The following is a 26,756-nucleotide window of genomic DNA, read 5'->3' on the forward strand; positions in this document are numbered from 1 at the left end:
CGCCTCTCAAACGCCCTCTCCGCCCGCGTCATCGCGGGGGGAGAGGGTGAACTGACGACAACGAAGAAATCGGGGAAACGGCCATGTACGGAATGACCAAGCCCGTTCGCGCGACCGAGTTCACGCGGCTGCCGGAGAAGTTTCGGAAGCCGTCGCGCACGGCGTGGGGCGACACCAATGCCGTGGGTCAGTTGCTCGATTCGTTTCTCGAAGGGCCGAGCTTCGATCGCGCCGGCAACCTCTACGTCACCGACATTCCGTTTGGTCGCATCTTCCGCATCGACCCGGCGGGCGAGTGGACGCTGGTGACCGAATATGACGGCTGGCCAAACGGGCTGAAAATCCACAAGGACGGCCGCATCTTCATCACCGACTACAAGCGCGGCATCGTCCTGCTCGATCCCGCGACCGGCAAGGTAACGCCACTGCTCGAGACGCGCGGCTCGGAGAGCTTCAAGGGCGTGAACGACCTGTTCTTTGCCGCGAGCGGCGATCTCTATTTCACCGACCAGGGCCAGACCGGCCTGCACGACCCGACAGGCCGCGTCTATCGCTACGACACGACGGGCCGGCTCACGATGCTGGTGAACACCGTGCCGAGCCCCAACGGACTGGTGATGAACAAGGCCGAGACGGTGCTCTATGTCGGCGTGACGCGCGGCAACGCGGTGTGGCGCCTGCCGCTGATGGGCGACGGCACGGCAAGCAAGGTCGGTCTCTTCATCCAGATGAGCGGCGGGCATGCCGGCCCCGATGGCATGGCGCTGGACGACGAAGGCGGGCTGGTCATTGCCCATCCCAGCACCACGGCCTGGCGCTTCGATTCGCTGGGACGGCCGACGCATCACGTCGATTGCGGCGACGACATCTACTGCACCAACGTCGCCTTCTCAGGCCACGACCTCTACGTCGTGGTGTCGCGTCGCAGCGAGAAGGTCGCGGCCGGCACCATTCTCAAGGCGACCATGCCGGTCGCCGGCAAGGCGATGTTCTCGCACGCCTAGGCGTATTTACGCCGGCGCGGTCGGGTCGTAGCCGTAGTCGAAGGTCAGCTCCTCGCCGCTGGAAAGGCGGCGTATGGACCACGTCTCGATCATCCAGCGATCGTGGACCTGGATCATCCGCCATTCGCAATTCGGCTCCGGATCGTGGTTGATCAGGGAAATATGGCCGATGGCGACGAGGCCGCGCGTCGAGCAGACAGGATGGTCGAAGTAGTTGCCGTTCAGCACGGTCTCGGTGACGTGCTTGATGTCCCGCTTCGGCAGCTCCCAGGTGAAACAGTCATCGATCTTGGTGCGCGGATCGATGGTGGAGCAGGCGGTGAGCCCGAGGCCACGGCCGGGGATCGCAGTGACCTGATACGGTCGGACGGTCAGGGGGATTTTAACGCGCTTCACGGGCAGGCGACTCTGGAACTCTACGTAAATCGCAAGGCGCCTGCTTCTTGCCGAACAGCTGCGTGCGGATAAGGGTTGGCAATACTCGATCACCCAGTGGCCGATCAAGTGTCCGACGCATTCCAGGCGCTGAATCTCCGTATATAGTCGGGCGCAATGATCACCATCGGCAAACTCGAACCATCCGATCGCGCGCAATGGGAAGTGCTGTTCCGCGCCTACATGGAATTTTACAAGCGCACGCTCCCGCAGGCGATGTACGACCGCGCCTGGGACGAGTTCGCCAGGGACACGCGCATGCACGCGCTGGGTGCCCGTCTCGACGGACGCCTCGTGGGGATCACGCACTTCCTGATCCATGCAAACACCTCGTCGGACGATGTCTGCTACCTGCAGGACCTGTTCACCGAGGCCGAGGTGCGCGGCAAGGGCGTGGCGCGGGCGCTGATCCAGGCGGTCGCCGACTGGGCCAAGGCGCAGGGCTGCCCGCGCCTCTACTGGCAGACGCAGGACAGCAACAGGACCGCGCGGCTCCTCTACGACAAGATGGCCGTGAACCGCGGATTCATTCGCTACGATATCGAGCTGACTTAGCGTTTGACCGCACCACCTCATCCTGAGGAGGCGCGAAGCGCCGTCTCGAAGGATGGGCAACAGACGATGTGCGGGTGCCCACCCTTCGAGACGCGGCCCGATGGGCCGCTCCTCAGGGTGAGGTTGGTTAAATCGCGTCGCCTAAAAGCTAGCGCCGGCCCTTGCCGATATGCGCGACGGCCTCGATCTCGACGAGGATTTCCGGCGCGGCGAGGGCACTGACCTCGACCAAAGTCGAAGCCGGGAAGTCGCCGGTGAAGAATTCGCGGCGAGCCTGCCAGACCTTGGTGTTGTTGGCGATCTCGGTGAGGAAGATCGTGATCTTCACCACGTCGGACATGGCGCCGCCGGCGGCTTCGACCAGCGACTTGATCTTGCCGAAGATCACCTTGGCCTGGGCATATTCGTCCATCGCGCCCAGCGCCTTGAGGTCGGCGCCGCGCGCGGTCATGCCGGAGACATAGGCGACGCCATCGACCACGAGGCAGTTCGACCAGCGCTCGGCCGGCGGTTCGGCCACGTCGGGCGAGATCACGCGGCGGATGGTCATGGCGTCTCCTCTTCGGGTCCTAGCCGGGCTTGGCGCCTGAAGATTTAACGACCGGCGTCCACTTGTCGATCTCGGACTGGATGAAGCGCGTCACCTCGGCCGGCGTCATCGTGCTGCCCTCGGCGCCGATCTCCTCCCAGCGCTTGATGACGGCGGGCTCCTTCAGCACGGCCTGCATGTCGGTCGCGAGCCGGTCGACGATCGGCTGCGGGGTCTTGGCGGGCACCGAGATGCCGAACCAGGAATAGGAAATCAGGTCCGGGTAGCCGAGTTCCTTCATCGTCGGCACGTCGGGGAAGGCGGGGCTGCGCGTCTCGCCGCTCACCGCCAGCGCCTTGACCTTGCCGGCCTTGATGTGCGGCGCGGCCGACGGCAGCGAGTCGAACATCACCGGCACGACGCCTGCGATCGTGTCGATCATGGCGGGGCCGGCGCCGCGATAGGGGACGTGAACCATCTCCGCGCTGATCACCTGGGCCATGCGCGCGCCCAACAGGTGGTTGCTCGAGCCCGCGCCCGACGTCGCGTAGGAGACCTTGCCGGGGTTCGCCTTGGCGTAGTCGACGAACTCCTTGAAGGTCTTGGTCTCGAAGTTCGGATTGGCAACCAGGACGCTGGGGTTGGTCGAGGCGATGGAGACATGGATGAAGTCGCCCATCGGATCGAAGTCGGCGCCGCCATAGAGCGTGGGCGAGATCGAGAGGCCCGAGATCACCGACAGCAGCAGCGTGTAGCCGTCGGGCGGTGACTTGGCGACGATCGCGGTGCCGACCATCGCGCCCTTGCCAGGCCGGTTGTCGACGATGATGTTCTGCCCGAGCTTCTGGCCGAGATATTCCGCGACCATGCGGGCCACGACGTCGGTGGTGCCGCCGGGCGCGTAGGGCACGACGAGCTTGATGGGCTTGCTGGGCCACGGCGCCGTCTGCGCGGCGGCCGGAGCGGAGGCGACGGCGAGCGTCGCGGCGACGAAGGAGCGGCGGTTGAGCATGCGCGGAGTATACTCACGCCATGATCGATCCCAAGTCACTCTTCTCCGCCCTGTTCGAGCCGCAACGCATTGCGCTGATCGGCGCTTCGTCGGATGTCACGAAAACGACATCGCGGCCGCAGCGTTTTTTGCGCAAACACGGCTTCACGGGCGAAATCCTGCCGATCAATCCGTCGCGCAGCGAAATCCTGGGTGAGAAAGCCTACAAGGATCTCGACGCGATCCCGGGCGACATCGACCACGCCTACATTCTGTTGAACGGAAAAGCCGCGATCGATGCACTCGCCGCCTGCGGCCGGCGCGGCGTCAAAGTGGCGTCGATCCTGGCCGGCGGTTTCGCCGATGCGGGCGCCGCCGGCGCGTCGCTGCAGGAAGAGTTGTCGAAGGTCGTGCGCGAGACCGGCATTCGCCTGGTCGGCCCCAACAGCATCGGCACGGTGAGCACCGATCCCGCCATGGTGCTGACTGCCAACGCCGCCTTCGCCGTCGACAAGTTACGTACCGGCAACTGGGCCGTCGTCAGCCAGAGCGGCAGCCTGATCGGCGCGTTGCTGTCGCGGGCCGACGCGCGCGGCATCGGCTTCTCGCGGCTGATCTCGGTCGGCAACGAGGTCGACCTCGCGGTGGGCGAGATCGCCGACCTGATGGTCGACGATCCCAAGACCAAGGCCATCCTCCTGTTCATGGAAACGCTGCGCGACGGCGACCGGCTGGCGCGCGCGGCGCGGCGGGCGCACGAGGCGGGCAAGCCGGTGATCGCCTACAAGCTCGGGCGCTCCGACATCGGCCAGGAACTGGCGCGCTCGCATACCGGCGCCATCGCCGGCTCCGATGCGACCTTCGACGCCTTCTGCCTACGCCATGGCATCGCGCGCGTGTCGATGTTCGAATCGCTGATCGACGTGCCGTCGCTGCTGGTCGATCGGGCACGCTCGAAGAGCGGCGGCCGTCGTGTCGCCGTCGCGACCACGACGGGCGGCGGTGCGGCCATGGTGGTCGACAGCATGGCGGTGGCCGGGCTCGACATCGTGGGACCGCCTAAAAATCTCGTGGAGTGGTTGAAGCCGCTCGGCATCGCGGCCGGTGACGGCAAGCTGGTCGATCTCACTTTGGCCGGCGCCAAGCCGGAGATCGTCGCGGGCACGATCGAGCGGCTGCTGGCCGACGACGGCAACGACGCGGCGATCTTCGTGGTAGGCTCCTCCGCGCAGTTCAATCCCGAGCTCGCCGTCGAGCCGCTGCTGCGCTTCGCCGGCTCGGCCAAGCCCTTCGCGGTGGCGCTGACGCCCTCGGCAGAGAAGTCGCTGGCCCTGCTGACGGCAGCGGGCGTGCCGGCGTTCCGTCATCCCGAATCCTGCGCCGAGGCGATGGCGCTTTGCCTGTTGCGCCAGCCACCGCACCCCGTGCCGCGTCTCGTGGAGCCGTCGGTGGAGGCGCTCTCTGCATTGGAAGCGGGGCGCGCTTCCGGGTTCGACGAACGCCGCGCGGCTGATTTCTTCGCAACGCTGGGCGTGCCGATGGCGAAGTCGGCGACTGTGCCCGACGCACGGCGCGTCGCCGCTGCCGTCGGTGAAGTGGGTGCGCCGGTCGTCCTGAAAATCCTGTCGGTCGACATCCCGCACAAGACCGAAGCAGGCGGCGTGGCGCTCGGCATTCCCGACGGCCAGACCGCCGCCGTCGCCGCGCGCGAGATCGAGAAACGGGTGAAGGCCTACGCGCCCGAGGCGCGGCTACAGGGCTTCCTGGTGCAGAAGATGGAGCGTGGTCTCGTCGAGGTGATACTCGGCTATCGCCGCGATCCCTTGGTGGGCCCGACGGTCACCGTCGGCCTCGGCGGTGTGCTGGCCGAGATCTACAAGGACGCCTCGACCCGGCTCGCTCCGGTCGACGAGCGCGAGGCGATGGAGATGATCGCCGAGGTGAAGGGCCTCGCGACCGTGCGCGGCTATCGCAACATGCCGAAGGGCGATGTTTCGGCGCTGGCGAGGACGATCGCGGCCTTCTCGACCCTGGCGCACAGGCAGTTCGCCGATGTGGCCGAAGCCGAGATCAATCCGCTGCTGGTGAAACGCGATGGCGAAGGCGTCGTCGCGGTCGACGGGTTGGTCGTACTGACCTAGTCCAAAAACCCGCCCCAAAACCCGTCGTCCTGAGCGGAGCCGCCCAAAGGGCGGCGCAGTCGAAGGACCTCTTTTCGTTTCGACACACCGTGCGCCGGAAAAGAGGTCCTTCGACTACGCTGCGCTCCGCTCAGGACGACGGATTGGGACTAATGCCGCGGCGCAGTCGTCGGCTGGTCCATGAGCTGGCGGAAATCGTCGAGGACGAAGTAGGTGTTCTGCAGGCGGTCGATCTCGTAGGGCCGGTTTATCGCCGTCATCGCATCGAATGGCACGCGCTCGACGCCTTTGGCCTCAATCGCATGCTTCACTTCAGCGGCGGAAGAGAGGATGCCGGCGCCGTAGGCCTTCAATCCCTGTTTCGTGCGGATCAGGCCGAACTCGACGGTGAACCAGTAGAGGCGCGCCAGCAGGTGGACATTCGGGCCGGCTTCGACACCACGGCGGCCATAGTCCTGCATGTAGTCGGCGAAGACCGGGTTGGTCAGCAGCGGCACATGGCCGAAGAAATCGTGGAACAGGTCGGGCTCGACCAGATAGTCGATCTCCTCGCGCTTGCGGATCCACACCGTCACCGGGAAGCGGCGATGGGCGAGATGATCGTAGAAGGCGGCGTCGGGAATGAGGCCCGGCACGCCGACGATGCGCCAGCCCGTCAGCGGCTCCAGCCGCGCGTTGACCGCCGCGAAGTCTGGGATGGTGTCACCCAGTTCGATTGTCTCGAGGCCCGCTAGAAACTCGGCGCAGGCATAGCGTTCGGCGAGCGAGCGCTGGCGCTGGACCAACAGCCGCCACACGGTCTGTTCCTCGTCGGAATAGAGGTCGGGATGCTGCGGCACCGTCCAGTCCGGCGCCATGCCGGCATAGTCGCCGCGCAGGTTCTCGAGGGGTGCGGTGTTCATGACCTGAATATGGGGCCGGCACGCTGGTGAATCCCGGCGAAGATTGGCTTTGGAAAGGGGTTTTTTGGAGATATTCTCCCTGAAATTATGAAATAAGGGTGAATATCGCCATGATCGAGCTTGATGACATCGACAGACGCATCCTCGGCGCGCTGCAGGCCGAGGGCCGCCTACCCATGGTCGACCTCGCCGAGCGGGTCGGCCTGTCGCCCACGCCCTGCCAGCGCCGGGTGAAGCGGCTGGAAGAGGAAGGCGTGATCGAGCGCTACGCCGCTCTCGTGTCCCCGCCCGCGCTGGGGCTCGCCCTGCAGGCGATGGTGCAGGTGACGCTGGAGGATCATTCCGAGAAGACCGTCGAGGCCTTCGAGGCAGCGATCCGCGCGCGGCCCGAGGTCGTGGCCTGCTATGCCATGACCGGCGACATGGATTTCCTGCTGCACGTGCTGGCGCCCGATCTCGCGAGCTTCAGCGAGTTCGCGATGAAGGCGCTGCTGCGCATGCCCGGTGTCCGGGGCACGCGCTCGTCCTTCATCATGCAGGCGGTGAAGAGCGACCTCGCCTGGGCTCCTCAGTCACCGGCGCCTCAAGCGTCGCCAAGCACGCGCAAGTAGACCGGCCGGTCGATGTTGCCGCCGCTCAGCACGACGCCAACCTTCTTGCCGGCGAAGCGGTCGCGCTCCTGCATCAGCGCCGCGAAGGCAGCGGCGCCCGCGCCCTCCGTGAGCTGGTGCGTGTCCTCGTAATAGGCGCGCATGGCAGCGCCGATCTCGGTGTCGCTCACCTGCACGATGCGCTCGGCGCCCTTCAGGATGATGTCGAGCGCCTCGGCGTCGGGCCCGCGCACAGCCATGCCGTCGGCCATCGTGTCGGCGCTGTTGGTCGCCACCACCTTGCCGGCGGCGAAGGAGAGCGCATAGGCCGGCGCCTCGGTCGAGACGACGCCGACGATCTTCGTCTTGAGCCCCAGCGCATCGCGCACCGCGATGGTGCCGCAGATGCCCGAGCCCAGGCCGATCGGCACGTAGACCGTGTCGAGTGCCGGGGCGGCGCGGAACAGTTCGAACGCGTAGGAAGCAACACCCGCCACCAGGTCGCGATGGAACGACGGCACCATGGCGAGGCCGCGCTCGCCCGCGAGCTTGATCGCGGCATCCTTGGCGGCATCGAAATCGTGTCCCGCCTCGATCAGCTCGGCCCCGAAGGCGCGCATGGCAGCGTTCTTCTCGACCGAATTACCGTGAGGCACGACGATGGTGGCCGCGATGCCGTTGCGGGCGGCGGCGAGCGCGATGCTCTGGCCGTGATTGCCGCGGGTGGCGCTGACGACGCCCCTGGGTTGCCGGGCGCCGTGCTTCAGCCGGTCCATGTAGACCAGCCCGCCGCGCACCTTGAAGGCGCCGGTCGGCGTATGGTTCTCGTGTTTCACCCAGACTTCACAGCCCGCGCGGCGAGCGAGCAGGGGCCACGCATATTGGGCGGTCGGCGGCATTGCGGCATGCACCAGGGTGGCCGCAGCCTCGATTTCGTTAAGGGACAACATGCCGGCCACTTTGGTCTAAGATGGGTCAGGTTCCAACCGGAGTACCCAATGCCTGTCCTGCCGCGCGCACTCGAAATCCAGGGCGAGATCTCGGCGATCCGCCGCGACATTCACGCCCATCCCGAACTCGCCTTCGAAGAAAACCGCACGTCCGATGTGGTGGCCGCCAAGCTGCAGGAATGGGGACTGGAAGTGACGCGCGGCCTTGGCAAGACCGGTCTGGTCGGCACCCTGCGCAAGGGCAACTCGGTGAAGTCGATCGGCCTTCGCGCCGACATGGACTGCCTGCCGATGGACGAGACCAACGATTTCGCTCACCGGTCGACCGCTCCGGGCCGCATGCATGCCTGCGGCCATGACGGCCACACCGCCATGCTGCTGGGTGCCGCAAAAATGCTCAGCGAGACACGGAACTTTGAGGGGGCCGTACACTTTATCTTCCAGCCGGCCGAAGAGGGTGGCGGCGGGGCCAAGGTGATGATCGAGGACGGACTGTTCGAGAAATTCCCCTGCGACGCGGTGTTCGCCATCCACAACAAGCCCGGTATCCCGGTCGGTCACATCGTGACCAAGGGCGGGCCGCTGCTGGCGGCGGCCGACCGTTGGGACATCCGCATCACGGGCAAGGGCGGTCATGCCGCGCATCCGCACACCACGCTAGATCCCATGGTCGTGGGCGCCAACATCGTGATGGCGCTGCAGACCATCGTCTCGCGTAACATCGACCCGATCGATTCCTCGGTCGTGACCGTCGGCTTCTTCAAGGCGGGCTCGGCCTACAACGTGATCCCGGGCGACGCGCATATCGGCGGCACGACGCGCACGACCACGCCGGAGAACCGCGCACTGGTGGAGCGTCGTATCAACGAGATCTGCGAGGGCGCCGCGAAGATGCATGGCGTCAAGATCGAGGTCACGCACAAGCCCGGCTATCCGCCGACGGTGAACGACGTCGAGCGTGCGAAGTTCGCGGCCGATGTTGCAGTCGGCGTCTGCGGTGAGCACGCGGTCAAGGACAATACCCGTCCGAGCATGGGCGCCGAGGACTTCTCCTATATGCTGGAGAAGGTGCCGGGCGCGATGGTGTGGCTGGGCAATGGCGGCGACTCCGTCAGCCTTCACAACTCCCGCTACGACTTCAACGACATGGCGATCCCCTTTGGCGTGAGCTTCTTCGTTCGCACCGTCGAGCGCTTCCTCGACCCCAAGGGCGCCTAAAGAGAACGGACGCGGACGAATCACATGGAATTCTTCCGCGTCTACGGCCGCGTCATCGGCCTCCTGCGGGCTGAAAAGGGCCTCGCCATCACCCTGGCCATCGCGAACATCGCGGTGGCCGGCCTGCAATTCTATGAACCGGTCCTGTTCGGCAAGGTCATCGACCTGTTGAGCAACGCGCGCAACAAGCCCGTCGAGGTCCTGTGGCACGATGCACGCGAGATCCTGGGCCTGTGGGCGCTGGTCGGTATCGGCGGCATCGTGGCCAACATGGTGGTGTCGCTGCAGGCCGATCGCATGGCCCATCGCCGCCGCCTCGGCGCGATGGCCACCTATTTCCAGCATCTGCTGATCCTGCCGTTCTCCTTCCACAACGCGCAGCATTCCGGTCGGCTGATCAAGATCATGCTGACCGGCGTCGACAACCTGTTCGGCATCTGGCTCTCGTTCTTCCGCGAGAACCTCGCGACCCTGGTGGCGCTGTTCATCATGCTGCCGCTCAGCATGTTCATGAACTGGCGGCTGGGCCTCCTGCTGCTGGTGCTGATCATCTTCTTTGCCGTCACCAACGTCTGGGTGGTGAGCAAGACCGACCGGCTGCAGAAGAAGGTGGAGGACCTTCACAGTGAGCTCGCCGGCCGCGCCGGCGATGCGCTGGGCAATATCCACCTGATCCAGAGCTTCGTGCGCCTGGGCGCCGAGACGCGCGAGATGCACCGCATCATCGGCCAGACCCTGCAGGCGCAGTTCCCGGTGCTGAACTGGTGGGCGTTCCTGTCGGTGCTGACGCGCGCCGCCTCGACCATCACCGTCATCCTGATCTTCGTGCTGGGCACCTGGCTCTACACGCGTGGCGAGGCGACGGTCGGCGAGATCGTGAGCTTCATGGGCTTCGCCACCATGCTGATCGGCCGCATGGACCAGGCCTCGGGCTTCGTCAGCCGCATCTTCTTCCAGATGCCCTCGCTCGGCGATTTCTTCCGCGTGCTTGATTCGCAGTCGACGGTGCCGGACAAGCCCAACGGCGTCGATATCGGCCGCGCCAAGGGCGAGGTCGAGTTCGACGACATCAATTTCTCCTACGACGGCAAGCGTCCGGCGCTGGTCCACTTTTCGCTGAAGGTGCCGGCCGGCTCGACGGTCGCCTTCGTCGGCCCGACCGGCGCCGGCAAGAGCACAGCGCTGTCGCTGCTCCATCGCATGTGGGATGCCCAGTCGGGTGTGGTCCGCATCGACGGTGTCGACCATCGCGACATCAAGCTCTCTTCGCTGCGCAACAATATCGGCGTCGTGTTCCAGGACAGCACGATGTTCTACCGCTCGATCGCCGACAATCTGCGCATCGGCAAGCCCGACGCGACGCAGGCGGAGCTGGAGCAGGCGGCCAAGCTCGCCGAGGCGCACGACTTCATCATGCGCCAGCCGCAGGGCTACGAGACGCTCGTGGGCGAGCGTGGCACGACGCTTTCGGGCGGCGAGCGCCAGCGCCTCGCGATCGCCCGCGCGCTGCTCAAGAACCCGCCGATCCTGATCCTCGACGAGGCGACCAGCGCGCTCGATTCGGTGACCGAGGCGCGCATCCAGAAGGCGCTGAAGGTGCTGATGCAGGGCCGCACGACGTTTGTGATCGCCCATCGGCTCTCGACCATCCGCGAGGCCGACCAGGTCGTGGTGTTCGAGCATGGCCGGGTCGTCGAGCACGGCGCCTACCAGGCGCTGATCAAGGAAGGCGGCGCCTTTGCGCGCCTCGTGGCGACGCAGCAGGCTGGCATAGAATCTGCCTGATATCCCCTTGGCGGGCGTGGATTGTCCGCCTAAGAGTCGCCGACAGGGAACTCACGGGGATCAACAAAATGAGCAAGTTCGCCAAGATGCTGGGCGGTGCGGCGGCTGTCGCGCTGGCGCTCGGGAGCCTGCCGGCCAACGCGCAGACCGCGATCAAGTTCACGCTCGATTGGGTGTTCCAGGGCCCGACTTCGCCGTTCCTGGTGGCGCTGGAGAAGGGCTACTACAAGGCCGAGGGCCTCGACGTCACGATGGACCCCGGCCAGGGCTCGGCTGGCGCGGTGCAGCGCGTGGCCACCGGCGCCTACCAGATCGGCTTCGCCGACGTGAACTCGACCATCGAATACAACGCCAAGAACCCGGGCAAGGAAGTGCTCTGCGTTTTCATGGTCTACGACTTCGCGCCGTTCGGCGTCTATGCGCTGAAGAAGAGCGGCATCAAGACGCCGAAGGACCTCGAGGGCAAGAAGCTGGGCGCGCCGGTGTTCGACGCCAGCTTCCGCCTGTTCCCGGCCTTCGCCAAGAAGAACGGCATCACCAAGTGGGAGCACGTCAACCTGACGCCGCAGCTGCGCGAGCAGAGCCTGGTGCAGGGCACGGTCGACTTCATCTCCGGCCACTATTTCTCCTCGATGCTCGACCTCAAGGCGCGCGGCGTCGCCTTCGAGGACATCGTGTCGATGCGCTTCGTCGACTTCGGCATGGACGTCTACGGCAATGGCATCGTGATCTCGGCCGACATGATCAAGAACGAGAAGGCGGTGAAGGGCTTCATCGCCGCCACGGTGAAGGGCTGGAAGGACGTCATCGCCAACCCGCAGCTCGGCATTGCCGCCGCCAAGAAGCGCGATCCGCTGATCGACGAGAAGCTCGAGATGGAGCGTCTCAAGATCTCGCTCGAGACCAACATCCTGACACCCTACGTGAAGGCCAACGGCATGGGCGACGTCGACCCGGCCCGTTTCGCCCGCGCCGTGAAGGACGTGTCCGAGGCGTTCGGCCTGCCGATGACGCCGGCGCCAGACAAGGTGTTCAGCAACGCCTACCTCCCGCCCAAGGCCGACCGGATGGTCGCCAAGTAAGGGATCGGGTCTGAGGCAATGGCCTTCGTCGATCTCAAGGGCGTCAGCCTCACCTACCGGCTCGGCAAGGACACGACGCTGGCGCTTGCCGATGCGACGTTGGGCATCGAAAAGGGCGAGTTCATCGCCGTCGTCGGTCCCTCGGGCTGCGGCAAGTCCACCATCATGAAACTGGTGACCGGCCTGCTGCCGCCGTCGGGTGGCGAGATCATGGTGGACGGTGCGAAGGTGACCGGGCCGATCAAGGGCGTCGGCATGGCGTTCCAGAACCCGACCCTGATGCCGTGGCGCACGACGATGAACAACATCCTCCTGCCCATGGAGGTGGTCGAGCCGCACAAGCGTCGCTTCCGAGTCAACCGCGCCGAATATGTCGAGCGCGCGATGAAGCTGTTGAAGACCGTCGGCCTCGCGGACTTCGCCGACAAGTATCCCTGGCAGCTTTCGGGCGGCATGCAGCAGCGCTCGAACCTGTGCCGCGCGCTGATCCACGAGCCTGAGCTCTTGATGCTGGACGAACCGTTCGGCGCGCTCGACGCCTTCACGCGCGAGGAGCTGTGGGGTGTCATGCAGGCGCTGTGGCTCGAGAAGCGCTTCACCGGCGTGCTGGTGACGCATGACCTGCGCGAGGCGGTCTATCTCGCCGACACTGTTTACGTGATGAGCCGCCGGCCGGGCCGTATCGTGCTCGCCAAGAAGATCGACATTCCTCGGCCGCGCACACTTGAGACGACCTTCGAGCCGCATTTCGTCGACATTGTCCATGAGTTGCGCGACCGCATCCACCAGGAGCATGCGCCATGAGCGACCTGCGGCGCGAGGCGCTGAAGCACGCCATGCCATGGCTGGTCCTGGCCGGGCTGCTGATCATCTGGGAAGTCTGCTGCATCGTGTTCGACGTGCAGGAGATCACCCTGCCGAGACCGACGAAGATCTTCACGGTCTTCTACCAGCGCTTCGGTATCCTGATGGCCTATAGCTGGGACACGCTGTGGACCACGATGATCGGCTTCCTGCTGGCCATCGCCGGCGGCCTGCTGCTCGGCCTCGCGGTCGGCGCCTCGCCGTTCGTCTATTCCGGCCTCTATCCGCTGCTGATCGCCTTCAACGCGATCCCCAAGGTGGCGCTCGTGCCGATCCTGATGATCTGGGTCGGCGTCGGCTCGCTGCCGGCCGTGATCACCGCCTTCGTGATCAGCTTCTTTCCCATCGTGGTGAATGTGGCAACCGGGCTCGCCACCATCGAGCCCGAGATGCGCGACGTGCTGCGCAGTCTCGGCGCCACGCGGCTGGAGATCCTGACCAAGGTCGGCATCCCCCGCGCCATGCCTTATCTGTTCGCCAGCCTCAAGGTGGCGATCACGCTCGCCTTCATCGGCTCGGTGATCTCCGAGACCGTGGGCGGCAACAACGGCATCGGCTTCCTGATGCTCTCGGCCAGCGCCCGCAACGATGCGCCCACGACCTTCGCGGGCCTGTTCGCCATCGCCATCATGGGTGTCGCCATGTACGCGGTCTGCGCCCTTGTCGAGAAGCGCATGACCCGCTGGGCCTTCCGCGGCGAGATCGTCGCCTAGTCTTTTCTTCGGACCGCGGGCCTCCGGGCCCGCTCATGAGGTGGGCCTGGAGGCCCGCGGCCCAAAAAGCAAAAGGGCCGCCCGTTTCCTTGGCAGCCCTCTATCGCGCACAGGGTAGGCGAAAAGAAACAGTCTGGCAACGCGTGGCGCATCGTAATAGATGACATCCCCTTCGCGACCCTGGGGACTGTGATGACCGCCTGCGGACTTGATTTCGGCACGTCGAATTCGGCGATCGGCGTGGTGCGCGACGGCGCGGCCGCGCTGGCGCCCGTCGAGGGCGACAACACGCTGCTGCCGAGCGCGGTGTTCTTCGATCACGAGACCAAGGGGCGTGTGCTGCTCGGCGACGCCGCGATCGCGGCCTATGTCGATCAGACCGAGGGGCGCCTGATGCGGGCGCTGAAGTCGATCCTGGGCTCGTCGCTGATCGACGAGGAGACCAGCCTCGGCGGCCGCAAGGTGCCGCTGACCAAGGTGGTCGAGATCTTCGTGGCGCACCTCAAGGAGCGGGCGGAGACCTTTGCCGGCGAGGAGATCACCTCGGTCGTGATGGGGCGCCCGGTGCGCTTCGTCGATGATGACGACCGGGCCGATGCGCGCGCGCAGGAGGTGCTGGAGCGCATCGCCCGCCAAGCCGGCTTCCGCGACATCGCCTTCGCCTACGAGCCGATCGCAGCGGCGCATCACTACGAGCAGACGGTGACGCGCGAGGAATTGGTGCTGATCGCCGACATCGGCGGCGGCACGAGCGACTTCTCCATCGTGCGGGTTGGGCCGGGCCGCCGCGACCGTGCCGATCGCAGCGACGACGTGCTCGCGACCTCGGGCGTGCGGCTGGGCGGTACCGATCTCGACACCGCGCTCAGCCTCACCTCGGTGATGCCGCTGCTGGGCCTCGGCACGCAGCTGGTGCAGAAGAACCTGCCGATGCCCAACGCGCTCTATCATCAGCTCGCGACCTGGGCGACGATCAACTTCGCCTACACCTACAAAAACGAGCGCGAGATCGCCGAGCTGGAATCGCTCGCGGCTGAGCCGGAGAAGGTGGCGCGTCTCCTGACCCTGGTGCGCGAAGGCCTCGGCCACCGCGTCGCCTTCGCCGTCGAGGACGCCAAGATCGTGCTGAGCGCCGAGGACCGCGCCGCCATCCCGCTCGCCTTCCTCGAAGCCGGCCTCTCGGCGCTGGCGACGCGCCGCGACTTCGATCGCGCCATCGCCGTCGCGACGGACCGGCTGCACAAGTCGGCCAGCGCTTGCATCGCCGCCGCCGGCCTCACGCCCGACGCGATCGAGACGATCTTCCTCACCGGCGGATCGAGCCGCGTCCCGGCCGTGCGCGAAGCGGTCGGCCGTGCCGCGCCGTCCGCGCGCACCGCCGGCGGCTCTGACCTCTTATCCGTCGCGCTTGGCCTTGCGCAGATGGCGGGGCGTAAGGCGTAACCGTCGTCTCGACCGAAGCGCGTAGCGCGTAGTGGAGAGACCTCTTTTCTACTTAGTGCTGTCAGATCGAGGAAAAGAGGTCTCTCCACTACGCCTCGCTGCGCGAGGCTCCGGTCGAGACGACGGTTAGGTTTGCGAATCGAAGAACGCGTCGGCGTCTTCGGTTTCGACCAGGCGGCCCTTGCGAATCTCAAGGAATCGCGTCGCCACGGTGCGCGTGAAGAAGCGGTCGTGGCTCACGAAGAGGCACGACACGTCGCTCTTCTCCAACTGCTCCTCGAGGTCTTCCTGCCCCTCGATGTCGAGATGGTTGGTCGGCTCGTCGAGCACGTAGAAATTCGGCCGCAGCAGCTTCATCTTCAGGAACACCAGCCGCGCGCGCTCGCCGTGGCTCAACACGCCGATCGGCTCCTTCAGGCGCACGAAGGCAAAGCCGGCACCGGCGAGTTGGCGCACTGCGTCCTTCTCGGTGACGCCCTCGGCCTCGACCACATAGTCGAGGATTTTGGTCGTCGTCGGCAGGTCGCTCATCGTCTGGTCGAAATAGACCAGCCGGCAGGCCGGATTGAAGCGCACGGCGGCTTGGCCGTCGTAATGCTCGCGGCCGGGCTCATAGGCGGCGGCGAGGGCTGCGAGAAGCGTCGACTTGCCGGTGCCGTTGGTGCCGAGCAGCGCCACCCTCTCGCCCGCCGCGATGGCGAGGCGATCGATGCCGATCAGCTTGCGACCGCCACCGGGCACCGTCACGTCGAGGTTCGACAGACGCAGCGCCACCTTGGCGTCGATGTCGCCGTCGGCCAGCTCTAGCCGGCGTTCGCGCGCGACATAGGTCTGCGTGCGGTCCTTCTCGATGCGCGCGATGCGGCTCTCGACGGCGTTCTTGCGCTTGTTGAGGTCGGGATTCTTGACCGCCCACACCTTGTAGCGCGCGGCCGCCTGCTCCAGCCGCTTGATCTCGCGATCCTCCTGACGCGCCCGCGACGCCGCGGTGGCGTCGCGGCGCAGCAGCTCCTCGCGTGCCACGGAGAAGCGCGTCTTGAAGGCGTGCACGCCGTCGGAGCGCAGGAACAGCGTGCGCTCGGTCACCCGGTCGAGGAACTCGCGGTCGTGGCTCACGATCAGCATCGGCACGGCGAACTCGGCCGTGAGCCAGCGCTCCAAGGTGTTGATGTTGGCGAGGTCGAGATGGTTGGTCGGCTCGTCGAGGATCAGGATGTCGGGCTCTTCCAGCCGCGCCGCCGCCGCGATCAGCATCAGCCGCTGCCAGCCGCCCGACAGCGTGCCGAACGGCCGGTCGAGCATCTCCGGATCGACGCCGATCTCGTCGACCAGCACGTCGATGCGCCAGTCCTCGCCGTCCTGGCCGACCTTGGCCAGAGACTGCGCCAGCACCTCGCGCACCGGCTGATCGCCGAGGCCCTCGGGGACGTCCTGTGGCACCTGGCCGATGCGCAGGCCGCGCGAGCGGATCACCTGGCCGGCATTGAGTTCGAGCACGCCCGTGAGGCACTTCAGCAGGGTCGACTTGCCCGCGCCGTTCTCGCCGACCAGCGCCGTGCGCGCATCGTCCAGCAGGAACGACACGTTCTCGAAGACACGGCCCGAGCCGTAGAAGAAGGAAGCCTGCTCCATGCCGAGCACGGCCTGACGCGACGCCATTGTCTGTCCTGACGGAAAAGCGACCGCGCGTTTACCACCGCTCTGCGGCCGGGGCGAGAGGCGAGTGGGCCCACAGGCTTGCCCGGTCGGCGGTCGCGTGAAAGCATTTCGGTAACCAAGAACATGGAGGAAGCCCGATGGACGTCGGCATGATGATGGTCTTCACCAGCTACGGCTGGGAGAACTGCCCGGACCAGCGCGTCTGGGACGAGGAAATCCGCCTGGCGCGGATCGCGGCGGACTCGGGCTTCGACTGCCTGTGGTCGGCCGAGCATCACTTCGCCGACTATTCATTCGTGCCCGACAATCTGGCGCTCATGACCCACCTGACGGCGCTGTGCCCGAACATCGATGTCGGGACGGCGGCGGTGATCCTGCCGTGGCACGATCCGCTGAGGGTCGCCGAGAATGCGGCCGTGCTCGACATGCTGAGCAAGGGACGGTTGCGGCTCGGCATGGGGCGCGGGCTGGCGCGGCGAGAGTTCAACGCCTTCCGCCTCAGCATGGACGAATCGCGCGGCCGTTTCGATGAGGCCGCGCCCATGATCGTCGAGGCGCTGAAGACCGGCTTCATGGAAGGCAATGGCAAATACTACAAGCAGCCGCGCATCGAGATCAGGCCGCGGCCGCTTCATTCGTTCGACGGCCGCATCTATGCCGTGGCGTCGAGCGAGGATTCGATCGACTCGGCCGCCAAGCTCGGTGCCCACATGGTGATGTTTGCCGACCGGCCCTGGGAGATGCGCGCGCCGATGATCGAGAAGGGGCGGCAACTCCATCGCCAGTATCACGGCACCGAGCCGCCTACGGTCATGCTCACCGAGTTCTGCGTCTGCGGTCCCGACGCCTCGACCATCGAGGACGAGGCGCGCCGCTACCAGGGCAAGTTCGTCGAGAGCAACTTCTACCACTACGAATTTCTCGGCGAGCACTTCAAGTCGGTGAAGGGCTACGACTCCTACCAGCAGAAGGCCGATCTCGCGCGCAAGGGCGGCGGCATCGAGGGCGCCATCACCGGCTTCATGAAGGCGGCGTCGTGGGGCACACCGGACAAGATCCTGCGCGACCTCGAAGCGCGGCGGACGCTTTTGGGCGACTTCGAGATGAACGTCGCCTTCCGCTTCGGCGGCACGCCCTACGAGGTGAGCGAACGCGGGCTGAAGCTGTTCGCCAAGGAAGTCCTGCCGGTGGTGAAGTCGTGGGGACCCGTCAACGCGGCCCGAGCGGCCTGAAGGAGCAAGTCATGAGCAACGCACAAACCGTCATCGACCTCGACAGGAAGCGCATGCAGGCGATGGGTGCCAAGGACTACGCCACACTCGAGGCGGTGATCGCCGACGACCTGATCTACGCGCACTCGACAACGCGCCTCGACACCAAGCAGAGCCTGATCGGCGCCATGAAGTCCGGCGCCACGGTGTACACCAGCATCGAGCCGTCCGACGTCAAGGCGCAGGATCTGGGCGACGCCGTGGTCCTGACCGGCGTGGCCCACATCAAACTCCTGTTGAACGGCACGCCTACCGGGTTTGGCGTGCGGTTCCTCGATGTCTACGCCAAGCGCAACGGCAGCTGGCAGATGGTGACGTGGCAGTCGACGAAGCTGCCGGTTTAAAAAGATTCCCGTCGTCCTGAGCGGAGCCGCCCGCAGGGCGGCGCAGTCGAAGGACCTCTTTTCTGGCGCACGGAGCGTTGAAACGAAAAGAGGTCCTTCGACTGCGCGCCTTGGGCGCTTCGCTCAGGACGACGGTGTGGTTAACACGCCATCCTTCGCGACGACGCGGCCGGCCTTCACGACGAGGCGGCGGCGTTTGCGGGTGGCGACGGCTTCGGCGAGGGTCGTGGCTTCGACCGTGACGAAGTCGGCGGGGCCGCCGACCTTGAAGCCGTAATCTGAAAGGCCGAGCACGCGCGCGGCGGCAGCGGTTACCATGTCGAAGGCGAGCGCCAGTTCCGGGTCGTGGCGGAAGTTGGCGCGGTAGGCGATCTGCATCGCGCGGTCGAGCATGTCGCCGTTGCCGAAGGGCGACCAGGCATCGCGGATATTGTCGGAGCCGCCGAACACTTCGACGCCGTGCTCGCGCAGCAGTTTCAGCGGCGGGATTGTCGCACCACCGGGCCCGTGGCTCATGATGGCAACACCGGCGCGGGCCAGCGTGTCGGCGGCACGGGTGACGCTCTCGGTCGAGACCGAGCCCAGCGCGAAAGCGTGACTCACTACGACCTTTCCCTGCAGGCCCAGTGCCTCGGTGCGTGCGGCGATGGCCATGATCTGTGCCAGTCCAGCCTCACCGCCGTCATGCAGGTGAATGTCGACGCCGGCGCCGCGGCGGCTGGCGATGGCGAACACCGCATCGAGATGGGCGTCGAGGTCGTCGTCGATGCCGACCGGGTCGAGGCCGCCCACGAGGTCCGCGCCTTGCGCGATCGCCTCGCCAAGCAGCTCCGCCGTGCCGGGCGAGCGCAGGATGCCGCTTTGCGGGAAGGCCACGATCTCGATGGTGACGAGGTCGCGGAAATGCTCGCGGATCTTCAACACCTCGTGGAGGTTCTTGAGCCCGAGCTGACTGTCGATGTCGACATGGCTGCGCATGTGCAGCGTGCCGCTGGCCACGATCTGGCGCACCAGGTTCGAGCCGGTCTCGAATTCCGGCACGGTGCGGGCCGCGCGCACCCGGCGCTCGGCCTCGATACGGTCGGAAACCTGGTTGCCCGCCGACTGGTTGGGCACCCACGGCAGGCCGAGCAGGGTCTTGTCGAGATGGATATGGCCGTCGACCAACGGCGGCAGGACGATCGTGCCGCCGAGGTCGATGGTTTCGGAATCGGCCGTGCGTGCTGCACCCGAGGCCGGGAGGAGGGCGGCGATCCGCCCTCCCTCGACCTCGATGTCGTGCCGGCTGCCGTCGGGCAGCGTGGCGTTGGTGAAGCGCACGTGGATAGCCACCTTACTTGGCGGCCGTCGGGCCGCCTTCCTTGCGCGTCTGGGCGACCGCTTCGCGCGCGGCCTTGGCCATCAGGCCGGCATCGTTGGCGATGGTCACGAGCTGGAAGCCCTTGTGGACCATCTTGGCGGCGTAGCTGCCGGTGCCGTTGTGCAGGCCGGCGAACTGGCCGCGCTTCTTGGTGGCGGCGAGCAGCTTGTCGTAGATCGACAGGATCTGCGGCTCCTCGCGGTCGAGCATCGGCTTCATACCGAGCGACAGGCCGAGATCGGACGGTCCGATGTAGATGCCGCTGATGCCCGGCACGTCGAGGATGGCGTCGATATTGTCGATCGCTTCCTGCGTCTCGATCATCGGGATGATCAGCACCTCGTCGTTGGCCATCGCCTGGTAGGGCGTGGCCTCGCCATAGGCGCCCGCGCGGATCGGGCCGTTGGAGCGCTTGCCCTTCGGCGGATAGAGCGAATAGGAGACCAGCGCCTTGGCTTCGGCCGGCGTGTTCACCATCGGGCAGATGACACCCCAGGCGCCGCCGTCGAGCACCTTGCCGACGATGCCGGGTTCGTTCCACGGCACGCGCACCAGCGGCGTGATCGGATGCTTGTCCATCGCCTGGAAGCAGCGGACCATCGAGTGGTAGTCCTGCACGCCATGCTGCATGTCGACGGTGACGCTGTCCCAGCCGCACTGCGCCATGGTCTCGGCGGCGAAGCCGTCGGGGATCGCCAGCCATCCATTGACGCAGGCCTTGCCGGCCTGCAGCCGCTTCTTCAGCATGTTCGACATCGATGCGCTTCCTCGTGATTTGAGAACGGGGGAGTTTACACAGCGACGGGGGATGGTGTGACGCTTTTGTCGCTGCGGGCGGGCCGGCTGGCCGTCGATCTGGCGCCGGAGGCCGGCGGGTCGATTGCCCGCTTCGCGCTGGAGGGTGTCGGCGATCTGCTGCGCCCGGCCTCGGATGCCGCGCTGGCCTCGGGCACGGGCAAGGACACGTCCTGCTATCCGCTGGTGCCGTTTTCCAACCGCATCGCGAACGGCCGTCTCGCCTTCGGCGATGAGGTCATTCAGCTCAAGACCAACTGGCCGGGCGTGCGCCATCCCATGCACGGCGAGGGCTGGGCGGCCAACTGGCAGGTAATCCATCACGAGCGGACGCGGGCGGAACTGGTCCATCTCCACGAGCGTGACGCCGGCGGCACTGGCTGGCCGTTCCGTTACCGCGCGCGCCAGACCTTCGCGCTGGACGAGGAAAACCTCACGATCGGCTTCTCGGTCGAGAATCTCGAAGACCGCCCGGTGCCGGCGGGTTTGGGCCTGCATCCTTTCTTCGTGCGGGATGCCGATACCGAGCTCGCCTGCCGCTTGTCAGGCGTCTGGCGTGCCAATCCGGAAGTGCTGCCAGTGCAGCGCGTTCCTTTGCCGCCGGAGTGGGATTTTTCGCGCTCGCGCCGGGTCGAGGGGATGGGGCTCGACCATTGCTTCGACGGCTGGGACGGCCAGGCTATCGTCACCTGGCCGCAGCGGGGACTTCGTCTGGTCCTGTCCGCGACGGAGGCATTTCGTCATCTGGTGATCTATGTTCCCGACGGCCAACGATACTTCTGTGTCGAGCCGGTGAGCCACGCCAACGGCGCGGTCGGGCAGACCCGGCTGGCGGCGGGTGCCACGCTCGGCGGTGAGATCTCGTTCAGGCTGGTCAGGATCTAGGGGAATTTCATGACGGCGTTCGCTTCCTATCCCAGCCTCGCGGGCCGCACCGTTTTCGTGTCGGGCGGCGGCTCCGGCATCGGCGCCTCGATCGTCGAGCACTTCGCCGAGCAGGGTGCCAAGGTGGGCTTCGTCGACATCGACGAGGCGGCCTCGAAGGCGCTGATCGACAAGATCGAGGCCCGGCGCCACACCGTGCCGCTGTTCGTGCCCTGCGATATCCGCGACGTGGCGGCCTACCAGCGGGCCATCGAGGGCGTGGCGGCGAAGCTCGGCACCATCACCGTGCTGGTGAACAACGCTGCGCGCGACGATCGCCATACGATCGATCAGGTGACGACCGACTTCTGGGACGAGCGCATCGCGGTCAACCTGCGCCATGCCTACTTCGCCATCCAGACGGTGGCGCCGGCGATGAAGAAGGCGGGCGGCGGCTCGATCGTGAACTTCAGCTCGGTGAGCTACCACACGATGACGCCCAACCTCTCCGTCTATCAGGCCGCCAAGGCGGCAGTGATCGGCATGACGCGCGGCCTCGCGCGCGATCTCGGCGGCGACGGCATCCGCCTCAACGCCGTGACGCCCGGCTGGATCATGACCCAGCGCCAGCTCGATCTCTGGGTGACGCCGGAAGGCAAGGCCGCGCAGCTCAACGCGCAGTGCCTGAAGGAGCTGCTCTATCCGCCCGACATCGCCCGCATGGTCCTGTGGCTCGCCTCCGACGACAGCCGCCTGGTGACGGCGCAGAACTTCGTCGTCGACGGGGGCCGCATTTGAGCGCGGCGACCATCGCCTCCCTGCCGCGACGCTTCTTCCACGGCTGGGTGCACATGTTCCGGCACCTGTTGCCGCCGACCTTCTATTTCTTCATTGCCTTCAACCTGATCGTCTTCACGACCAACCTGCTGACGCACGATTACTGGTTCAACCTCGGCAGCTTCATGCTGGCCAGCACGACGGCGCTGATCGTCGGCAAGGTGGTGCTGGTCGTCGACAAGGTCCGCATCATCGACAAATTCCGCGGCGCGCCGCTGGCGCAGCCGATCCTGTACAAGACGATCTTCTATTCGGTCGTCGTCACGATCGTGCGTTATCTGGAAAGGATGATCCACTTCGCCTTCGACGCGCGCGGCTTCGATGCCGCCGCCGAAGCGGCGCTGGCCGACTTCACCTGGCATCGCTTCGTCGCGGTTCAGATCTGGATCTTCGTCTGCTTCCTGCTCTACGTGACCGCGAGCGAGCTGAATGCGCTGGTGGGCGACGGTCAGCTTCGACGGCTCTTCTTCCATCACCGTTCCTCGGAATATCGCCTGACGCGCCGTCAGCACATTCGCGCACTGATGGAGATCAGCCGGCTGGCGCGCGACACGCCGCATGAGAAGTTGCTCGATCCGGCGACGCCGCAGGGCAGCCGGCTGGTCGCACTGGTCGACCGGCTGCGGCGACGGGAGACCTGACAGGCCAGCGTTCCGCCACATGATGCGCGCCGGCCTATGCCGGTGGATCGGGCGACGGGCTTTGGCCAGAGTCGGGCTATGCACACTTCATTTTTCGCGCGTGCCCTTCGCTGCCTCTGCGTCGGCCTCGCCATCCTCGCGTCTCAAAGCGTCGTCGCATCCGTCCAGGCGCAGGACTGGCCGACCAAGCCGGTGAAGATCGTCGCTCCCTTCGCGGCGGGCGGAAACGTCGATGTCACCGCGCGCATCGTGGCGGCGCGGCTGCAGGCCGAGATCGGCCAGCCGGTCGTCGTCGAGAACAAGACAGGTGCCGGCGCCATGATCGGCTCCGAGTTCGTCGCGCGCTCCGCGCCCGACGGCTACACGTTGCTGATGACCTCGGCCTCGCTGACCAACAGCCCGGCCCTGTTCGGCCGCACGCCCTACGACTGGCAGAAGGATTTCACCTTCGTCACCGCCGTCTCGTTCCAGCCGCTGGTCCTGCTGGTCAATCCGTCGATGCCGGCCAGGACGGTGCCGGAGTTCCTCGAGCTGGCGCGCAAGGAGAACGGCAAGATGACGATGGGCACGGCCGGCGCCGGCTCGTTCACGCATCTCGCCGGGCTGCTCGTCGAGCAGCGCAGCGATGTCCGCTTCGAGTCCGTCCATTATCGCGGCACCGCGCCGGGGCTCGTCGACCTCATGGCGGGCCAGATCCAGTTCCAGTTCGAGCCGATCGCGACAGCGCTGCCGCTCATCAAGGACGGCAAGCTGCGAGCGCTCGCCGTCACCTCTCTGCAGCGTGCGCCGGCATTGCCCGACGTGCCGACGGTCGCCGAGACGATCCCAGGCTACGAAGCGATCAACCTGCTGGGCCTGATCGCGCCCGCCAAGCTGCCCGCGCCTGTATTGGCAAAGCTCAGCGGCGCTATGAAGGCCGTGCTGCAGGACCCGAACGTCATCCGCCGTTTCGACGAACTCGGCACCGAGGCGCGCTTCACCACCTCGGAGGCTTTCTTCGAGATCATGCGGACACAGGCCGACACGTGGATTCCGGTCATCCGCAAGGCCAACCTCAAGCTCGAATAGGCGAGACCCGAGCGGCCACACTTTCGAAGTGTGAATTCCGTATGATCCGTTTCGCATCATGGCGGCCATCTGTCTTTCGCAATGGATTCGAACGCCAGTCCTGAGCAGGATCAGCCCATGAGTACCTCCCTGCTTCGGCGAGCCTTGATCGGCCTCTCGTGCGGTCTCTCGGTCCTCGCTTTTCACGCCGCCACCGCGCCGACCCAAGCGCAGGAATGGCCCAGCCAACCCGTCAAGCTCGTGGTGCCGTTCGCGGCCAGCGGCAGCATCGACGGCATCTCCCGGCTCGTCGCGACGGGGCTTCAGGCCCAGCTCGGCCAGCCGGTCGCGGTCGAGAACAAGCCCGGTGACGGCGCCCTGACCGGCTCGGAACTCGTCGCGCGCGCCACACCCGACGGCTACACGCTGCTCGTGACGTCGGCGGCGATGGTCAACAGTCCACTGCTCTACGGTCGTGCGCCGTATGACTGGCAGAAGGACTTCACCTTCATCACCACTTTCTCCGTCCAGCCGCTCGTGCTGCTGGTGAAGCCCACGATGCCGGCGCGCACTGTGACGGCCTTCCTCGCGCAGGCGCGCAAGGAACGGATGACGATGGGCACGGCGGGCGAGGGCCTGTTGCCGCATCTGGCCGGACTTCTCCTCGAGCAGCGCACGGGCGTGCGCTTTGAATCGGCCCACTATCGCCTGAGCTCCGGCGGGCTGGTCGATCTGATGGCGGGCCAGATCCAGTTCCAGTTCGAGCCGATCTCGACGGCCCTGCCGCTGCTGCGCGACGGCAAGCTGCGCGCGCTGGCGGTCACGTCGCTGCAGCGTTCGCCGGTCCTGCCCGACGTGCCGACGATCGCCGAGACGGTCCAGGGCTACGAGGCGATCAACGTGCTGGGGCTCGCCGGGCCCGCGAACCTGCCGGCGCCGGTCGAGGCCAAGATTGGCGCGGCCGTGAAGGCGTTGCTCGAAGACCCGATCGTTCAGCGCCGCTTCGACGAGCGTGGCGCCCAACCGCGCGCCACCACGCCGGAGGCCTTCCGCGAACTCATGCGCGAACAGGCCGACATCTGGATTCCGGTCATCCGCAAGGCCAACCTCAAGATCGAATGAACGCTGCCGCCTGAGACGGCCAGGGCCGGTGCGGGTTAGTCTGCCGCCATGGCTGTCGACACAAGCTGGCGCTGGATTGCCTGGCTGATCCTTTTAATCGGCGGACTGATCGCGGCCGGCGGCGTGGCGATGGGGGCGGGCAACCTGCGTCACGTCCTCTATGGCGAGCGGGCCGAGGGCACGGTCGCCGAGATCGTGCGCGAGGGCGACATGTATGCGCCGGTGGTGCGCTTCCGCCTGCCCCAGGGCGATACCGTCGAGGTGAAGGACCTCGCAAGCGGGGCGCCTGATTTCTCCACGGGCGACGCCGTCACCGTCCTCTATCTGCCCGAATCGCCGCAGGACTTCCGTCTCGACACGTTCGAACGGCTCTGGCTGGTGCCGATCATCCTCACGGTCTTCGGCGGTTTCTGGCTACTGTTCGGGGTCATCGCCTGGGCGTTGTCGAACAATGTCGATCTCGCCCTCGTGGGCGAACGCGCCTTCTCGGTGATCTCGGTGACGGCGCTGCTGATCGGGGTCTTCACCTTGTGGAGCGCGGTCGATCTCTACGCCAGCGGCGGTCGTGCCCGCGGCAAGGTGCTGGAGATCCGCGAGAGTCGTTCGGTCGTGACGGAGGAGGTGACCACGCCCGGCGGCCGCGAGGTGCGCCGCGACGTCGAGCGCCTGTCCTATGCGCCGGTGGTGCGCTTCACGACGCCGGAGGGGCGGGAGATCGAGTTCCATGGCCGCGGCGGCAGCGGCACGTCGTTCGCCGCGGGCGACCTCGTGAACGTGGTCTACGATCGCAGCCAGCCGAGCCGCGCCCGCATCATGTCGTTCACGGACCTCTGGTTGCCCGCGGCCGTGGGCTTCGGGGTTGCGCTGCTGTTCGGCGGCGCGGTGCGCCTGTCGCGGTGGAGCCGGCGGCCGCGCTAGAGAGCCACCCGCTCGATCCAGGCGCCGAGCAGCGCCGACAGTTCGTGCGGTTTTTCCAGCGGCGCCATGTGGCCGCAATCCTCGAGGATGCTGAAGTTCGAATTCGGCAGCGCCTGCGCCATGCGCTCGGTCTCGGCGAAGGTGCGCAGCCGGTCCTGGCGGCAGGCGACGACCAGCGACGGGCAGGCGATGCGTTCGAGGTCGGCGTAGCCGTCGCGTCGCACCAAAGCGGCCTGGCGCTTGCGCACCTCGGGTCCCAGCCGGCGCTGCATGTTGCGCAGCCGGTCGAGCAGGACCGGATCGGTGTCGCGATCGGGGTGCAGGCCGATCGCGTTCGAGACCGCGCCGGCGGCGCGCGGCGGGCGATCTCCCGGCCGATAGCCCGATTGGCGCCGCGCCCGTTCCTCGTCGGAGTAGCCGCGCGCGGAGGAGGCGACGAAGGCCACGCCCGACACCCGCTCCGGCGCCATCAGGGTGAGCACGCGCGCCACGAACCCGCCCATCGAGAAGCCGACCAGCACGAAGCGCTCCGGCGCTTCGGCCAGCACGCGCCGGGCCATGCCTTCGAGCGAATCGTCCTCGTAGACATTGCCGAAGTGAAGCGCGCCGAAGGCTTCCAGGTCGGGGACCATGTCGGTCCACAGATCGGCGTCGCACATATAGCCGGGAAGAAGAACGAGGGTACGCATCGGTCGA

Annotated in this window: 27 protein-coding genes; 18 read left to right on the forward strand and 9 right to left on the reverse strand. The window is 66.4% G+C overall.

All coding sequences use genetic code 11. The features are described from left to right. The first annotated feature begins 83 nt into the window (after positions 1 to 83). Entirely contained in the window at positions 84 to 1,004 is a 921-nt protein-coding gene (locus AC1RP5_RS07950; RefSeq protein ID WP_493110086.1) for an SMP-30/gluconolactonase/LRE family protein, read from the forward strand. A 6-nt stretch (positions 1,005 to 1,010) separates the two neighbouring features. Here the strand turns inward: AC1RP5_RS07950 and AC1RP5_RS07955 are convergent, their stop codons facing one another. Further along, positions 1,011 to 1,493, reverse strand: coding sequence for an SET domain-containing protein-lysine N-methyltransferase (locus AC1RP5_RS07955; RefSeq protein WP_493113311.1), 483 nt, complete (start codon positions 1,491 to 1,493; stop codon positions 1,011 to 1,013). A 63-nt stretch (positions 1,494 to 1,556) separates the two neighbouring features. Here AC1RP5_RS07955 and AC1RP5_RS07960 point away from each other — a divergent pair, with 63 nt between their 5' ends. Continuing rightward, positions 1,557 to 1,994, forward strand: a complete 438-nt coding sequence (locus AC1RP5_RS07960) for a GNAT family N-acetyltransferase (RefSeq protein WP_493110087.1) — start codon at positions 1,557 to 1,559, stop codon at positions 1,992 to 1,994. 148 nt (positions 1,995 to 2,142) lie between these two features. Here AC1RP5_RS07960 and AC1RP5_RS07965 read toward each other — a convergent pair whose 3' ends face one another. Together AC1RP5_RS07965 and AC1RP5_RS07970 are read right to left on the reverse strand one after the other, a co-directional pair. Further along, entirely contained in the window at positions 2,143 to 2,544 is a 402-nt protein-coding gene (locus tag AC1RP5_RS07965; RefSeq protein ID WP_493110088.1) for a RidA family protein, read from the reverse strand. Positions 2,545 to 2,563: 19 nt separating this feature from the next. Beyond that, entirely contained in the window at positions 2,564 to 3,535 is a 972-nt protein-coding gene (locus AC1RP5_RS07970) for a Bug family tripartite tricarboxylate transporter substrate binding protein (protein ID WP_493110089.1), read from the reverse strand. Positions 3,536 to 3,555: 20 nt separating this feature from the next. Between AC1RP5_RS07970 and AC1RP5_RS07975 the strand changes: the two genes are divergently transcribed. Beyond that, a complete protein-coding gene (locus AC1RP5_RS07975) occupies positions 3,556 to 5,655 on the forward strand; it encodes an acetate--CoA ligase family protein (protein ID WP_493110090.1) in 2,100 nt (699 codons plus the stop codon). 149 nt (positions 5,656 to 5,804) lie between these two features. On the opposite strand, the gene phhA is transcribed toward AC1RP5_RS07975, so the two are convergent. Then, on the reverse strand, positions 5,805 to 6,557 hold the full coding sequence (gene phhA, locus AC1RP5_RS07980; RefSeq protein WP_493110091.1) for a phenylalanine 4-monooxygenase: 753 nt from the start codon (positions 6,555 to 6,557) through the stop codon (positions 5,805 to 5,807). A 110-nt stretch (positions 6,558 to 6,667) separates the two neighbouring features. On the opposite strand from phhA, the gene AC1RP5_RS07985 reads away from it, so the two are divergent. Then, a complete protein-coding gene (locus AC1RP5_RS07985; RefSeq protein WP_493110092.1) occupies positions 6,668 to 7,168 on the forward strand; it encodes an Lrp/AsnC family transcriptional regulator in 501 nt (166 codons plus the stop codon). Here the strand turns inward: AC1RP5_RS07985 and AC1RP5_RS07990 are convergent. After that, the gene (locus AC1RP5_RS07990) at positions 7,141 to 8,097 is read right to left on the reverse strand and encodes a threonine dehydratase (RefSeq protein ID WP_493110093.1); all 957 of its coding nucleotides are present in this window, start codon (positions 8,095 to 8,097) and stop codon (positions 7,141 to 7,143) included. The two genes, AC1RP5_RS07985 and AC1RP5_RS07990, sit on opposite strands and share 28 nt — an antisense overlap. A gap of 48 nt (positions 8,098 to 8,145) precedes the next feature. Here AC1RP5_RS07990 and AC1RP5_RS07995 point away from each other — a divergent pair, with 48 nt between their 5' ends. From AC1RP5_RS07995 to AC1RP5_RS08020, 6 genes are all read left to right on the forward strand, one after another. Continuing rightward, positions 8,146 to 9,315, forward strand: coding sequence for a M20 aminoacylase family protein (locus AC1RP5_RS07995; RefSeq protein WP_493110094.1), 1,170 nt, complete (start codon positions 8,146 to 8,148; stop codon positions 9,313 to 9,315). A 24-nt stretch (positions 9,316 to 9,339) separates the two neighbouring features. Beyond that, positions 9,340 to 11,100: a glucan ABC transporter ATP-binding protein/ permease gene (locus AC1RP5_RS08000; RefSeq protein WP_493110095.1), complete on the forward strand. Its 1,761-nt coding sequence runs from the start codon at positions 9,340 to 9,342 to the stop codon at positions 11,098 to 11,100. Positions 11,101 to 11,168: 68 nt separating this feature from the next. Next, the gene (locus tag AC1RP5_RS08005) at positions 11,169 to 12,182 is read left to right on the forward strand and encodes an ABC transporter substrate-binding protein (protein WP_493110096.1); all 1,014 of its coding nucleotides are present in this window, start codon (positions 11,169 to 11,171) and stop codon (positions 12,180 to 12,182) included. Between the two features lie 18 nt (positions 12,183 to 12,200). Then, positions 12,201 to 12,986, forward strand: coding sequence for an ABC transporter ATP-binding protein (locus tag AC1RP5_RS08010; RefSeq protein WP_493110097.1), 786 nt, complete (start codon positions 12,201 to 12,203; stop codon positions 12,984 to 12,986). Beyond that, positions 12,983 to 13,759, forward strand: coding sequence for an ABC transporter permease (locus tag AC1RP5_RS08015; RefSeq protein WP_493110098.1), 777 nt, complete (start codon positions 12,983 to 12,985; stop codon positions 13,757 to 13,759). Before AC1RP5_RS08010 ends, AC1RP5_RS08015 begins: the two co-directional genes overlap by 4 nt. A gap of 192 nt (positions 13,760 to 13,951) precedes the next feature. After that, positions 13,952 to 15,202 (forward strand): Hsp70 family protein, encoded by a 1,251-nt coding sequence (locus AC1RP5_RS08020; protein ID WP_493110099.1) that lies wholly within the window; start codon positions 13,952 to 13,954, stop codon positions 15,200 to 15,202. A gap of 126 nt (positions 15,203 to 15,328) precedes the next feature. Here AC1RP5_RS08020 and AC1RP5_RS08025 read toward each other — a convergent pair whose 3' ends face one another. Then, a complete protein-coding gene (locus AC1RP5_RS08025; protein WP_493110100.1) occupies positions 15,329 to 16,861 on the reverse strand; it encodes an ABC-F family ATP-binding cassette domain-containing protein in 1,533 nt (510 codons plus the stop codon). A 137-nt stretch (positions 16,862 to 16,998) separates the two neighbouring features. On the opposite strand from AC1RP5_RS08025, the gene AC1RP5_RS08030 reads away from it, so the two are divergent. Both AC1RP5_RS08030 and AC1RP5_RS08035 read left to right on the forward strand, forming a co-directional pair. Beyond that, the gene (locus AC1RP5_RS08030; RefSeq protein ID WP_493110101.1) at positions 16,999 to 18,093 is read left to right on the forward strand and encodes an LLM class flavin-dependent oxidoreductase; all 1,095 of its coding nucleotides are present in this window, start codon (positions 16,999 to 17,001) and stop codon (positions 18,091 to 18,093) included. Positions 18,094 to 18,104: 11 nt separating this feature from the next. Next, a complete protein-coding gene (locus AC1RP5_RS08035; protein WP_493110102.1) occupies positions 18,105 to 18,476 on the forward strand; it encodes a nuclear transport factor 2 family protein in 372 nt (123 codons plus the stop codon). 123 nt (positions 18,477 to 18,599) lie between these two features. Here the strand turns inward: AC1RP5_RS08035 and AC1RP5_RS08040 are convergent, their stop codons facing one another. Beyond that, a complete protein-coding gene (locus AC1RP5_RS08040; protein ID WP_493110103.1) occupies positions 18,600 to 19,808 on the reverse strand; it encodes an amidohydrolase family protein in 1,209 nt (402 codons plus the stop codon). 1 nt (position 19,809) lies between these two features. Further along, positions 19,810 to 20,592, reverse strand: a complete 783-nt coding sequence (locus AC1RP5_RS08045; protein ID WP_493110104.1) for an HpcH/HpaI aldolase family protein — start codon at positions 20,590 to 20,592, stop codon at positions 19,810 to 19,812. Positions 20,593 to 20,649: 57 nt separating this feature from the next. Between AC1RP5_RS08045 and AC1RP5_RS08050 the strand changes: the two genes are divergently transcribed. The 6 genes from AC1RP5_RS08050 (at position 20,650) to AC1RP5_RS08075 (ending at position 26,060) form a co-directional block, all read left to right on the forward strand. Further along, entirely contained in the window at positions 20,650 to 21,516 is an 867-nt protein-coding gene (locus tag AC1RP5_RS08050) for an aldose 1-epimerase (RefSeq protein ID WP_493110105.1), read from the forward strand. Between the two features lie 9 nt (positions 21,517 to 21,525). Then, entirely contained in the window at positions 21,526 to 22,293 is a 768-nt protein-coding gene (locus AC1RP5_RS08055; protein ID WP_493110106.1) for an SDR family NAD(P)-dependent oxidoreductase, read from the forward strand. Beyond that, on the forward strand, positions 22,290 to 22,973 hold the full coding sequence (locus AC1RP5_RS08060) for a hypothetical protein (protein WP_493110107.1): 684 nt from the start codon (positions 22,290 to 22,292) through the stop codon (positions 22,971 to 22,973). Before AC1RP5_RS08055 ends, AC1RP5_RS08060 begins: the two co-directional genes overlap by 4 nt. 78 nt (positions 22,974 to 23,051) lie before the next feature. Further along, entirely contained in the window at positions 23,052 to 24,041 is a 990-nt protein-coding gene (locus AC1RP5_RS08065; protein WP_493110108.1) for a Bug family tripartite tricarboxylate transporter substrate binding protein, read from the forward strand. A 117-nt stretch (positions 24,042 to 24,158) separates the two neighbouring features. Further along, entirely contained in the window at positions 24,159 to 25,142 is a 984-nt protein-coding gene (locus AC1RP5_RS08070) for a Bug family tripartite tricarboxylate transporter substrate binding protein (protein WP_493110109.1), read from the forward strand. Between the two features lie 48 nt (positions 25,143 to 25,190). Beyond that, positions 25,191 to 26,060, forward strand: coding sequence for a DUF3592 domain-containing protein (locus tag AC1RP5_RS08075; RefSeq protein WP_493110110.1), 870 nt, complete (start codon positions 25,191 to 25,193; stop codon positions 26,058 to 26,060). Here AC1RP5_RS08075 and AC1RP5_RS08080 read toward each other — a convergent pair. After that, positions 26,057 to 26,749, reverse strand: a complete 693-nt coding sequence (locus AC1RP5_RS08080; RefSeq protein ID WP_493110111.1) for an alpha/beta fold hydrolase — start codon at positions 26,747 to 26,749, stop codon at positions 26,057 to 26,059. The two genes, AC1RP5_RS08075 and AC1RP5_RS08080, sit on opposite strands and share 4 nt — an antisense overlap. Positions 26,750 to 26,756: the final 7 nt, after the last annotated feature.

The sequence above is a fragment of the Reyranella sp. GW821-FHT12G01 genome (assembly GCF_058806575.1).